Annotated in this window: 2 protein-coding genes; both read left to right on the plus strand. The window is 46.0% G+C overall.

Features of this window, described 5'->3' with window-relative positions; all coding sequences use genetic code 11:
* Window positions 1–22 precede the first annotated feature (22 nt).
* A complete protein-coding gene (locus AAYR28_RS01905) occupies window positions 23–10,717 on the plus strand; it encodes a non-ribosomal peptide synthetase (RefSeq protein WP_267527880.1) in 10,695 nt (3,564 codons plus the stop codon).
* Window positions 10,718–10,760: 43 nt separating this feature from the next.
* On the plus strand, window positions 10,761–14,597 hold the full coding sequence (locus AAYR28_RS01910) for a non-ribosomal peptide synthetase (protein ID WP_120208413.1): 3,837 nt from the start codon (window positions 10,761–10,763) through the stop codon (window positions 14,595–14,597).
* The last annotated feature ends 14 nt before the right edge of the window (window positions 14,598–14,611 follow it).

A 14,611-nucleotide genomic window follows, 5' to 3' on the forward strand; every position in this document is an offset into this window, starting at 1 on the left:
GCAAAAATGAAGAGGTGGACTTATGAGCAAGCAGAAAATTCAAAAGGTATATCCTTTAACACCAATGCAAGAGGGCATGCTGTATCATGCCATGCTAGACCCTAATTCCTCCTCTTATTTCACACAGCTTGAGCTTGGAATAAGCGGAGATTTTGATCTCGATCTTTTTGAAAAGAGTCTCAATGAACTCGTACGGACATATGACATTCTGCGTACAGCCTTTGTTTATCAGCAATTACAAAAGCCTCGTCAGGTTGTACTGGCTGAACGTCATATAGATGTGTATAGAGAAGATCTATCTCATCTGAATCATCAAGAGCAGAAAAAGGTATTGGATCAATATAAAAAGCAAGTGAGAAAGCAAGGATTTCACTTAACGAATGATCTGTTGTTGAAAGTCGCTGTTTTTCAATTAAATGAAACAAACTGGCACCTGATTTGGAGCAACCATCACATTATTATGGATGGTTGGTCCATGGGTGTGTTGATGAAAAAACTGTTTCATTACTATGAATCTTATCGGAACGGCCGAACACCGGATCGCTCACAAGGTAAGCCTTATGCGGACTATATCCAGTGGCTTGGAAAGCAAAACAAACAAGAAGCGGAAGACTATTGGAAGGAGCGGCTGGATGGTGCTGTTCAGCACCAAGGGCTGCTGCAGCAAAAAGAAGCGAACGGACAATATGATCATCGGGAATGGACGTTTACATGGGACGCTCAAACGGTACAAGCCATTCAAGATGCGGCAAGACAATGCCAAGTGACAGCACCGAACCTTTTTCAGGCTGTCTGGTCCGTTCTTTTAGGCACCTATCATGCAGCAGATGATGTCACATTCGGAACAGTCGTATCAGGCAGACCTCCAAGTGTGTCTGGGATTGAGCGGATGGCAGGGCTGTTTATCAATACGATACCTGTTCGGGTGACATTGGATCAGGAGCAGACCTTTAAACAGCTGTTTCAAACGGTTCAGCAGCATGCATTGGAAGCGGAAAACTATGATTTTATGCCGCTTTATGACATTCAGCAGAAAACAGCTGCTGGAGGAAAGCTCTTTGATCATTTGGTTGGATTTGAAAACTATCCTTTAGATCAAGAGCTGTCTGGTGACACCATGTCTGCACGTCTCGGTTTTGCCATTGATGTAAAGGACGGATTTGAACAAACGAATTTCGATCTCAATGTTCTTGTCTATCCGGGTGAAACGTGGACATTGACATTCAAATACAATGCGATGGCTTTTGAAGAAAAGGTCATTGAAAACATATCCAAACATCTGACCAACCTCATGAAGCAAATCATTCACAATCCTGACGTACGTCTTCATGAAGTGACATGTATTACAGAAGAAGAAAAGCAGCAAATTGAAGCATGGAACCAGACGGAGCGAGATTATCCGAAGCATCTGTCCATTCCTGAGCTGCTCGATGAACGTATCAAAGCGCAGCCTGACCATCCGGCATTAGTCGAAGGCGAGCGAACATTCACATACGAAGAGCTTGGACAGGAAATCCGTCGTTTAGCCAGCAGTCTTGTTAAAAACGGCGTTCAGCCGGGGGATGCTGTGGCGGTATATATGAACCGGTCAGCAGATGCGGTGATCTCTATTTTGGCCATTTTACATGCAGGGGCTGCTTATGTACCGATTGATCCTGCTCAGCCTGAGGAGAGAATCCGTTGGATGCTTGAAGACAGCGATGTATCCATTTTGCTCTATGCTGACAGCCAGCCGCCAGTTGATGAAAGCATCAAAGCTGTTTGTGTGACCGGCTTGTCTCATCACTCACAAGCGGAGTTATCAGTCGAGACGTCTCCATCTCAATTGGCATATATCATGTTCACATCGGGATCAACTGGACGGCCAAAAGGAGTTCAAATTGAGCATCAGCATATTGTGAGGTTAGCATGCTCTCAGGAAAAAATAGGCTTGAACACGTCGGATCGTATGGCGCATACAGGAGCTGTCAGCTTTGATGCGATTACCCTTGAAATCTTCACTACGCTTCTGAATGGGGCGACGCTTTATCCTGTTGACCGTGATACTTTATTGGATATTCACCGGTTCGAACAATTTATCCAAACACATCAGATCACAGCGCTCTTTTTAACGACTGGTTTATTTAATCAGCTCGCTCAGCAGCGGCCGCAAATGTTCAAAGGGTTAAAAACATTATTCACCGGCGGTGATGTGATCAATGTGAAAAGTGCGGAGCTTGTGAAAAAGCAGCATCCGTCAATTACCTTGCTGAATGTCTATGGCCCAACTGAAAATACAACCATCTCGACCATTTACGAAGTAAGAGGAGATGAAACGGGTCCGATCCCAATTGGTCAGCCGATCAATCATACGTCAGCTTATATTTTAGATGACTATCAAAGACTGCAGCCGATTGGAGCGCCAGGAGAGCTGTATGTGGGCGGAGATGGTGTTTCAAGAGGGTACATCAAACGTCCAGATTTGACTGATCAAGTATTCATGGCAGATCCTTTTAAGCCGTCAGGACGGATGTATCGAACGGGGGACTTGGCTAGATATGGTGCAGATGGTCAGATTGAATTCCTCGGCCGTGCCGATGATCAGGTGAAAATTCGTGGCTTCCGTATTGAGCTTGGTGAAATTGAATCAGTGCTTCACCAAGAAGCGGGGGTAGATGAAGCAGTTGTACTTGTTCAGCAGCTTTCTTCAGATGAAAAGGAAATCATCGCTTACTTCACAGGGTCACTGACAGAAGAAGAGGTACGAGATGTATTCAATCAAAAACTGCCAGCTTATATGGTGCCGCACCATGTGATGAAGCTGGATACCTTTGCACTGACATCGAACGGGAAGGTAGATCGAAAAGCTTTACCGAAGCCTGACGATGTGCATCGCGAGGAAATCAAAATCATTCTGCCTGAGACTGAGACAGAAAAGGCACTCGCTGACATTTGGGAGGAGCTTCTTGGGAAAACGGTTGGGGTAGACGAGCATTTCTTCATGGCTGGCGGGCACTCGCTCAAAGCGATGATGATGTCTGCGAAGGTTCAAGAAGTGCTTCAAAAGGAAGTGCCGATTCAAGTGATTTTCGAGAAGCCGACGATTCGTTCATTAGCGGCTTACATCGATCAGGATAGTCAAGAAGAAGCCGGACATCCTATTTTGCCAGCAGAGCAGGCGGACGAATATCCGGTATCACCAGCTCAGCGCCGTTTATATATTTTGCAGACACTTGAACCTGACAGCACGAATTATCATATTCCGATCGTCTTAACGCTTGAAGGAACACTCGAATATCAGCGGCTCAAATCAGCATTTAATCAGTTAATCCAAACACATGAAATCTTAAGAACGAGCTTTCATATGAACGGGGAAGACATTGTCCAAAGGGTGCATGAATGGACTGAATTTGACCTTCCTGTTCATGACATCAAGGAAGAAGAGGCGGAGGCATTTCTTGCTGAACGTCAATCGCCATTTGATTTAACTGCAGCACCCCTTTTGCGAGCTCAGTTGCTGAAGGTCAGTGAGAACCGTCATCTTCTCGTCTTGGAAGCACATCATCTCATTACAGATGGCAGCTCCATGAAGACATTCATTCAAGATTTGGCGAAGGCCTACGATGGAGAAGCTCTTGCTGAACGAGTCCTTCATTATAAAGATTACGCTGTCTGGCAGCTAAGTGAAGAAGAAACGGAGAAACAGAAGGAGCATGAAGCGTATTGGCTGAAGCAATTTGAAGGAGATTTACCGGTTTTAGAGCTGCCAACTGATTATCCGCGTCCAGCGGAACGTGATTTTACTGGAGAACGATTCATGTTTGGCTGTGATCAAGCAACGACTCAGCGCATTCATGAACTGCTTCAGAAAACCGATACGACCATGTATATGTTCTTGTTATCTGCCTTTCAAGTGCTTCTTGCCTCCTATAGCGGGCAGGAAGATATCATTGTGGGTTCGCCTGTTGCTGGACGGACACACCCTGATATCCAGGACATGCCGGGGATGTTTATCAACACCATTGCGATGCGCGGAAAACCAGAACAAACCAAAACATTTTTACAGCTGCTTGAAGAAATAAAAGAAACAAGTGTTGACGCTTTTGCACATCAAAGCTATCCGCTCGAAGAGTTAATTGCACATCTTCCATTAGACCGTGATACAACTCGGAGCCCGCTTTTTAGCGTGTCATTTAACATGCAGAACATGGAGGTACCGGCGCTAAAGCTCGGCGATCTGCACATTTCGCCTTATGCCATTCAGCATCACTCGGTCAAATTTGATCTATCTTTAGAAGCATTTGAACGCGAGGGAGCATTAAAGCTGAGCTTTGACTATGCAGCGGCGTTATTTAAAGAAGAGACCGTCCGCCGGTTCGGAACTCACTTCCTGGCGATTATTCGTGAGGCGGTTCGTCATCCAGAGGAACAGATCGGCTTGCTCCATATACTGGATCAGCATGAACAAATAGAACGTTTGGAGAAAAAAGGCGAAGGGCAAACGAATCGTCATGAGCCATTCCATGTCCAATTTTCGCGTCAGGCGAAGGAAACACCGGATGCTATCGCCGTCATGGATGATCAAAGAAAACTCACCTACCGCGAGCTTGAGGATATGTCATATGCACTTAGCTGTGAGCTTAAAAAACGAGGCGTAGAGAAAGAACAAACTGTGGCACTGATTCTTGACCGCTCTGTCTATGTCATCGTCTCTATGCTCGGTGTGATGAAAGCAGGAGGAGCGTTTGTTCCGATTGATCCAGCCTTTCCGGCTGAACGAATCCGCTACACATTAGAGGATTCAGGTGCACAAGTCATCGTGACAAATGAGTCTCTATCAGATTCCTATCAAAATCATAAGTCGATTCAAGTGGTGCAGGTTGAACAAGCAGTTCATCAAAGCCATCCACTAGAATTGCCGGAAGTATCGGTTGATCAGCTTGCTTATGTGATTTACACATCTGGGACAACGGGGAAGCCGAAGGGTGTACAGCTCACGCATCGTAATCTATCACACTATGTCAGCTGGCTGATAAATGAGGTGACATTGCAGGAATGTGATCGGACGGCACTGCTTTCTTCTTATGCATATGATCTTGGTTACACAAGCATTTTCCCTGTTTTAAAAGCAGGGGGGACACTCTATGTTCCTCGTGAAGACGTATATACAGACCCTGTACGTCTGATGCGGTTGATTGATGAACAAGAGCTGACTTATATCAAAATGACACCATCCTTATTTCATATGATGGCAGATTCTAAGGAACATTCATTTAATGCTTTACGCCTGGTGGTACTTGGAGGAGAACCGGTGATCCCTGAGGATGTTGAGACATTTATGATGCAGCATCCATGCGTGGCAGTCATGAACCATTACGGTCCGACTGAGACAACCATTGGTACAGTGACCAAGCTGATCACAACGCAAGAGCTGGACGCTTTGAAGGAACGATCTTTGATCGGGCAGCCAATTGCTCACACAAGAGCGCTCGTATGCAATCAGCAGCAGCGCCTTGTCCCTTATGGCGCGCCGGGAGAGCTTTATATATCTGGAGAAGGCGTGTCGAGAGGATATTTGAATCAGCTTGAATTAACAGCGGAACGTTTTCTTGAAAATCCATATGATCCTCAAGAGAGAATGTATCGCACAGGGGATTTGGTCAGACAGCATGCAAATGGAGATATTGAGTTTCTTGGACGAGTCGACGATCAAGTGAAAATCCGCGGCTATCGCATTGAGAAACAGGAAATTGAGCATGCCGCACGTGCACTGGCATCTATTCAAGAAGTCTATGTAAAAGTCCTGCACCTGTCCGGGTTGCCGGAGCTTGCACTCTATTACACAGCGCCTGAACACATTGGAACACTGACGTTTAGAGAAAATCTTGCGGAGACACTGCCGGATTATATGATTCCAACGTATTTTGTGAAAGTCGATCACATTCCACTCACCCAAAACGGAAAGGTGGATTCGAAGTCTCTGCCGCTTCCGCATGAGGTGCATATGAACCGTACGGCGCATGTGGCACCAGAAACGGAACTTGAGCGGGCGCTGTGTGACATTTGGTCAGAAGTTCTTGGAGTTGAACAAATGGGTGTTCTTGACCATTTCTTTGAATTGGGAGGTCATTCCCTCAAGGGCATGGTGCTCATTTCGAAGGTGCAAGCGAAGCTGAACAAGCATGTGCCGCTCAAAGTCCTTTTTGAAAAGCCAACCATACGGGCAATGGCAGCCTACTTGGAAGAAACAGATTCTTCGGTGGTGACATCCATTCAGCCAGCGGAAAAGCAAGATTTCTATCCCGTCTCTTCTGCTCAAAAACGGATGTATGTCCTGCAGCAGCTGCATCCAGAAGCAGTCACTTATCATATGCCAGCCGTGTTAATGATGGAAGGTAGCCTTGATGTGAAGCAGCTGGAAGCAGCGCTTCAAGCCTTGATCGATAGACATGAATCACTCCGGACAGCCTTTGTAGAAATTGACGGCGTACCCGTTCAAAAAGTCTATCGCCAAGTGCCGTTTACATTAGAAGCTGTTGAAATAGAGGGCGATCAGGAGCAGTCTGTCGTCGAGTCATTCATTACACCATTCTCATTACATCAAGCACCATTAATGAGGGCAAAAGTGGCGAAACTTTCTGATGAGAAATATGTATTCATGATGGATATGCACCATATCATTGCAGATGGTGTCACACGCAGTCTGCTCATTCAAGAACTCGCAGAGCTGTATGAGAAAAAGACGTTACCGCCAGTTCAGCTGCATTACAAGGATTTTGCGGTATGGCAGCAGGAAGAAAAGCAGCAGGCGCTGCTTAAGAAACAGCGGCAGTATTGGCTGGAGCAATATGCACAGCCGCCGGAAGACTTAGCACTGCCCCTTGATTTTCCGCGTCCTCAAGTTCAGTCATTTGAAGGAGGGCGAGTCGATAGATGGTTGCCTGCTGAAAAGGTGCAGTCCATCAAAACGCTCATGGCGGAAAAAGGTGTGAGCTTGAACATGGTGATGCAAACGGCATTTGCCATTTTCCTTTCCAAATTAACTGGGCAGACAGATATCGTCATAGGCGCTGTGACCGCAGGACGTACGCATGCTTCGATCGAACGGGTTCCAGGCATGTTTGTCAATACACTGGCTCTTCGAAACGAAGTGCAGCCAGAAGAAACGACAGCGCAGCTGCTTGAAAAAATGAAAGATCGCAGCCTGTCAGCCTATGAACATCAAGAATTCCCGTTTGAGGAATTGGTGGCTCAGTTAGATCTTCCGAAAGACACGAGCCGCAATCCATTGTTTAGTGTCATGCTGACAACAGATGACCGTGACCTGACGTTACCGGATTTGAATGGACTCAAGCTGTCGCAAAAGCAGCAAGATACCGTTCATGCAAAATTTGATATAACGCTTGGTGTATTTGAAGAAAATGACCAAGTGGGCTTGCGCTTTGAGTATGCGGCGGCCCTGTTTAAAAAGAGCACCATTCAGCGCTGGAGCATGTATATTGAAAAAATCATAGACGATATGCTGGCTAAGCTGAATCAGCCAATTTCAGCGCTATCTCTCATAACTGAAGAGGAAAAACGAGAGCTGATCAATGAATGGTCAGGACCTGCCCTAGACGTCCCGTTAGATCAAACCGTTCATGCCCTGATTGAGGCTAAGGCACAAGAAGCACCGCACCAAAAAGCAGTGGTCTTCTGCGGAACGAGCTGGACGTATGATGATCTGAACCATCGGGCGAATACAGTCGCTTCAAGACTTATCGCAAACGGCACAAAACCAGGAGACCGCGTCGGTATTCTCACCCGCCCATCTCTTGATATGACAGCCGCTGTCCTTGGTGTCCTCAAGGCAGGTGCGGCATTTGTTCCGATTGATGCAGATTATCCAGCGCAGCGTATTGCCTACATGCTGGAAGACTGCGGGGCAGAGGTACTTCTAATGCAAAAAGGACTTACTGCACCATCTTCCTTTACAGGTCAATTGCTGTTCATAGAAGATGCCGTAGAAGGAGAAGCTCACGAGATTCAGGTTCATATCAAACCAACGGATCTCGCTTATATGATTTACACCTCTGGGACTACGGGACAGCCGAAGGGTGTCATGGTCGAGCACCAGTCCCTTGTGAATCTTGCGTTCTGGCACAATGATGCCTTCCAAGTGACACACGAGGATCGAACTGCGAAATATGCCGGCTTTGGCTTTGACGCCTCCATTTGGGAGATGTTCCCGACGTGGATCGCCGGTGCAGAGCTGCACATTATCGACGAAGCGATTCGTCTCGATATGATCAAGCTCAATGCGTATTTCAATGAAAAAGGGATCACCATTGCATTCCTGCCAACGCAGCTATGCGAGCAGTTTATGTCAATGGACAACCATTCTCTGCGTTATTTACTAACAGGCGGAGATAAGCTGAAACAGGTAAAGCCGGTTCCATATCAACTCGTCAATAACTACGGTCCGACTGAAAATACAGTCGTAGCGACAAGCGGAATGATCGATCCAGAAAAAGGCACGATTCCGATAGGAACAGCCATTGCCAATACACGTTTTTACATCATGGGTTCGTTATACGACCTGTCGCCGCCAGGCGTACCCGGTGAGCTTGTGATTGCAGGAAAAGGGCTAGCTAGAGGCTACTGGAATCTTCCAGAGGAAACTGACAAACGATTTGTCCCAGATCCATTTTATCCAGGCGAGCGCATGTATCGCACAGGGGATTTAGTGAAATGGACAGAGGATGGCGAGCTGATCTATCTCGGCAGAATAGACCATCAGGTCAACATCCGCGGCTTCCGGATTGAACTGTCAGAAATTGAAGCGCAGCTCCTGACGCTGGATTCGGTCAAAGAAGCCGTCGTGACAACGGTCAAAGATGCGGGTGATCAGGACGCCCTTGCCGCTTACGTGATCACGGAGAACGATACAGAGGACTTAAAAGAAAGTCTAAAACGCACGTTACCAGAATACATGGTGCCATCATGGATCATAAAACTAGATCAATTTCCAATGACGGCCAATGGAAAAATCGATCTCAAAGCATTGCCAGCACCTGATATCGAAGCGAACCAAACGGTATACGAAGCACCAAGAGATGAAGTGGAAACGCTGCTTTGCGGCATTTGGGAAGATGTCCTTGGCGTCAGCCAAGTCGGCATCCACGATCACTTCTTCTTCCTTGGCGGAGATTCCATTAAAGGCATCCAAATGGCAAGCAGACTCACGCAAGCAGGCTGGAAGCTCGATATGAAACTTCTATTCCAGTACCCAACGATTGCGGAGCTTCGCCCATATATTGAAGAAGCCGATCTTCTCACAGCCGACCAATCACCTGTCGAAGGGGAAGTCATTTTAACACCGATTCAACGCTGGTTCTTTGAACGAGCATTCAGCGATCAGCACCATTGGAATCTCTCGATGATGCTTCATGCACCAAATGGATTTGACCTTTCCATTACAGAACAAGTCATGGAAAAACTGCTTTCACATCATGATGCACTGCGTATGGTATACAAGCAGGAACATGGCGGCATCCTGCAATACAACCAGCGAGAGCTCATGGAACCGCTGGCGATTATTTCTCATGATGTCTCAAAAGAGCACGACGTGAAAAAGGCTGTTTCCACATATGCCAATGAGTATCAGCGTCAGCTGAACCTCGAAACAGGTCCGTTAATGAAAGTGATTTGTTTCCATGCAGAAGATGGCGATCATTTACTCATCGTGACACACCATTTAGTCATTGACGGTGTCTCATGCCGGATTTTACTAGAGGACTTTATGTCTCTATATCAGCAGGCAGTTCAGGGACAAAAGCTTGTCCTGCCGCTGAAAACTCATTCCTTTAAAGAATGGGCAGAGGCCATTGAACGTTATGCACAGTCACAGCCTTTAAAAAGTCAGCAGGAGTATTGGGCAGAAATTGAAAGCAAACCATTAACCGCATTACCTGTGGATCATGAAGTGACGAAAAGAAAAGTTGCCGAAACCAAATCGGTTCAAATGCAGCTGACAGAAACAGAAACTGAACATCTTTTGACCGATATTCATCTGCCGTACACTACGGAAATGAACGATATTCTTTTATGTGCTCTCGGTCTTGCTGTTCAAGAGTGGACAGGTGAGTCCCATGTACATGTGCAGCTTGAAGGTCATGGTAGAGAGGATATTTTATCAGGGCTGGATGTCTCTCGCACAATTGGCTGGTTTACGAGTATGTATCCAGTTGTTCTTGAAGCGAAGCCGGATCAGACCATAGCTGATGCTATTAAAGGAACGAAAGAAATGCTGCGGCGTGTGCCAAATAAAGGAATCGGCTACGGGATCTTAAAATACATGACAGCCGCTGAACCGTCAGGACAGCACGTACATCCTGAAATCAGCTTGAACTATCTTGGACAGATTGATCAGGAAGTGACGACAGAACTCTTTGGGCCGTCGACTTATGATATGGGACGACAAGCAAGCCCTGATTCGGAAGCTGTTTATAAGCTGAACCTTAGTGGTCTTGTTCAACAAAATCGATTCATTTTATCTTGTTCCTATTGTGCACGTGAATATGAAGAACAGACGATACAGCAGTTCATGGCATTGTTGAAGGGGAAAATTCAATCCATCATCACTCATTGCTTAGCGCAGCAAGAACGGGAATTTACGCCAAGTGACTTCTCTGCGGCTGACCTTGAAATGGATGAAATGGACGACATTTTTGACATGCTTGAGGAGAAATTGACTTAACAACACGAGATGAATCATAAAAAAGGAAGGGAGGATGAAATAGATGAGTCAATTTAAAAGGGATCATGTTCAAGACATGTATTATCTGTCACCGATGCAAGAAGGAATGCTGTTTCATACCCTCCATCATCAAGAAAAGGGCTTTTATGTAGAGCAAATGGATATGAACGTTAAGGGCACACTGCGTTATGACTTACTTGAGAAAAGCATGAATATCATCGTGGAGCGGTACGATATTTTTCGTACCGTGTTTCTCCACGAAAAAGTAAAGCGCCCTGTCCAAGTTGTACTAAAAGAACGTCCTTTTACACTTGATGTTGTGGACTTGCAAGATCTTTCTGAAGACGAACAGCTTGAACGTATAGAGAAATTCAAACAACAGGATCAGCTGAGAGGATTTGACCTCTCGAAGGATTCTCTCATGCGGGCATCTGTTTTCCAAACGGGCCCTGCCAGCTATCGCTGGATATGGAGCTATCATCATATCCTTCTGGATGGCTGGTGCTTTGGACTTGTGGTGCAGGAGTTATTTGCGATTTATCATGCACTTTTACATGACGTCCCTTACAAGTTAGCGCCGGTCAAACCATATAAAGAATATATAAAGTGGCTGGAAAAACAAGATAAGCAAGCATCACTTCAATATTGGCAGCAATCATTAGCGGGGTTTGATGGACAATCGACCTTTAAAGAGCAGCGGAAACAGACGAATGAACATGAATTAGGCGAAATTGAATGGTCCATGAGCAAAGAAGAAACGGCCGCTTTATCAGAGTTAGCGCTGCAGCAAAATGCGACGTTAAGCAGTGCGCTTCAATCAGTCTGGTCGGTTCTGCTGAGCAGGTATCAGCGGTCAAATGATGTGCTGTTTGGAACAGTTGTGTCAGGACGTCCGGCAGATTTGGCTGGCGTTGACAGGATGGTTGGGTTGTTCATCAATGTCATCCCAAGAAGAATTCAGCTGACAGATCACATGACATTTCGTGCGCTCCTGTCAGAAACACAGCAGCAGTCTCTTGCAGCCGAGCCGCACCAATATATTCCGATTTATGATATTCAAGCAAAGACAGGTCAGCAGCAGCTCATTGATCATATTGTCGTGTTTGAAAATGTCCCAGCTGCAAAGAAGGACGAGCAAGAGGCACGGTTAGGGTTCACGGTGGAGGACATGAATGTCTATGAAAAATCAAACTATGATCTCAATCTGCTCGCATCGCCTGGAGAAGAATTACTATTGAAGCTTGCCTTTAACCAAAGAGCGTTTGATCCTCAATTTGTTCACACGTTAAAGGAACAGCTCAGCCTATTGATCAATGAGGCGGTCAAGCATCCCGATCAATCGGTTCATACACTCCCATTCGTCACAAAACAGGAAAAACAGCTGATTCTTGAGGAATGGAATGCACCTGAGCTTGAGCATGACCAGCTGTATTTATCGAAATGGTTTGAGCATAATGTCCGCAAACAGCCAAATGCAGTGGCGCTATCAGCAGAAGAGCAGACGATGACATATGCCGAGCTGAATGAACAGGCCAATCGATTGGCAAGGCATTTGCAGAAAAATGGAGCCGAACATCAAACGGTCATCGCCATTTTAGCCGATCGAACGCCTGAACTCATTGTCAGTCTGCTTGCTGTTTTAAAAGCAGGCGCAGCCTATGTGCCAATTGATCCTGATTATCCAGAAAGCCGCATTCAATACATGCTTAAAGACAGCGGAGCAACGCATCTTCTGACTCACTCATCCTTTATTGGTCAGGCGAAGGGACTCGCGTTTGATGGCACGTATCTGTTTGCAGATGATCAGGAGATTTCACTAATGAGCTCAGAGAATCTGCCGCTGGAAGCAGGTTTACACGATACGGCATATATCATGTATACATCAGGCACAACAGGTCAGCCAAAAGGCATCATGACCACCCATTCCAATATTGCCCGGGTGGTCAAAAATACGAACTACTTAACCATTTCAGAAACAGATACACTGCTGTCGCTATCCAACAGCGTATTTGATGGCTTTACCTTTGATGTATATGGGGCACTTTTAAACGGAGCAAAACTTGTCCTGCCGAAAAAAGACACCATTTTAGATATGCACGAACTGACGGAGCTGATTAAGAGAGAAAGCATTTCTGTCATGTTTGTTCCAACTGCTTTATTTAATCTTCTCGTTGATGAAGAAACTGATTGGATGCGCAGTGTGCGCAAGGTGCTGTTCGGAGGGGAACGTGCATCTGTACAGCATGTGAGAAAAGCCTTTGATGTCATGGGGAAAGGCAGACTAATCAATGTCTACGGTCCAACTGAATCAACGGTTTTCGCCACCTATTATTCTGTAGATGAAGCTCCGCCGATCGAAGCTTATTCTATTCCAATCGGAAAGCCGATTAACCAAACGGGTGCTTATATATTGAGCCAGCAAGGACAGCTTCAGCCGATTGGAATGGTCGGAGAACTTTGTCTCAGCGGCAAAGGACTTGCGAAGGGATATTTGAACCGTCCTGATCTGACAAAAGAAGCCTTTATCACACATCCATTTGCTGCGGGAGAAAGGCTGTATCGTACGGGTGATTTGGCTTATTTTCGAGCAGACGGTCTGATTGAGTATGCAGGCAGAGTGGACGATCAGGTGAAAATTCGCGGACACCGAATTGAGCTGACAGAAATTGAAGCCCACCTTCTCATGCATCCAGGCGTAAAGCAAGCTGCCCTTATAACGGATCAGCATGGCTCGTCGCAGCATACAAGACTGCTTGCCTATATGACGTGTGAGGATGAGTGGAAGGACAAAGTGGATGTGATCAAGTCAGGGCTGAAGGAGAAACTTCCGGCATACATGCAGCCTCATGAGCTGATCAGACTTGAGAAAATGCCGCTGACACCAAATGGAAAAGTTGATAAACGTCAGCTGCCAAAGCCAGAGGCGCCTCAAGGAAACCGCCATGTGAAGCTTCCGGCCAATGAGGTAGAACAAAAGCTGCTTGTCATGTGGTGTGAAGTGCTTGAACGAGATGATATCAGTACAGATGACCATTTCTTTGAGATTGGCGGACATTCTTTAAAAGCGATGTCGCTTTTATCAAAGGTGTCGAAGGAATTCGATGTTCAGGTGCCTATTCACTTGCTGTTTGAGACGCCGACAATTGAAGCCATCAGCCGTTATATTCAACAGCAGGATCATGAAGCTGCCGGCTATCTTGTATTCAATGAATCTCAAACTTCAACAGTCTTTGCTCTTCCGCCATTACCTGGCTACGGCTTTATCTATCAGGAAGCCGCCAAAACGCTTGATAGCGTTCGTTTGATCGCCTTTGACTTTATTGAAGCTGATCACCGCATGACGCAATACGTTCATCATATCCAGCACCTTCAGCCTGAAGGACCGCTGACTTTGATGGGCTACTCTGGCGGCTGCTATCTGGCCTTTGAGCTCGTTCAATCGCTTGAACAAGCAGGACGGACGGTGGAAAAGGTCATTATGATCGATTCCTATAAGAAAATTGGAGAAAGTGATTTAGAAGGACGATCCATCGATGACGATATCGCAGCGATTGTCCATCAATCAAAGCAAAGTGAACTTGCCCAAGAAGAGCTCGTTCAAGAAGCGCTTGCTCAAAAAACGCGGGCCTATTATGAAACATTTGTTAAGGGGGTGAATCAAGGAAAGATACAAGCAGATATTGATTTCATCCAATCAGAAGAGCAAATTGAGATTCCAGATTGGATGGATCATTGGGAAGAAGCGACGACCGGTGCTTATCGCTATTATCAAGGCTACGGTGAGCACGCTGACATGTTCAAAAACAAAGAATGTGCAGCTCAAAATGCCCAGCTGATCCAAAAGATAATTAATCAAAAAAATAGAGAAGCCGTTTTGTAAACTTTAGTTCAGGC

The organism is Bacillus safensis (assembly GCF_039619585.1).
GTDB lineage: Bacteria > Bacillota > Bacilli > Bacillales > Bacillaceae > Bacillus > Bacillus safensis.

Coding starts and splice junctions, on each gene's coding strand:
- AAYR28_RS01910 (WP_120208413.1), top strand. CDS start 10,761: ATGAGTCAATTTAAAAGGGATCATGTTCAAGACATGTATTATCTGTCA.
- AAYR28_RS01905 (WP_267527880.1), top strand. CDS start 23: ATGAGCAAGCAGAAAATTCAAAAGGTATATCCTTTAACACCAATGCAA.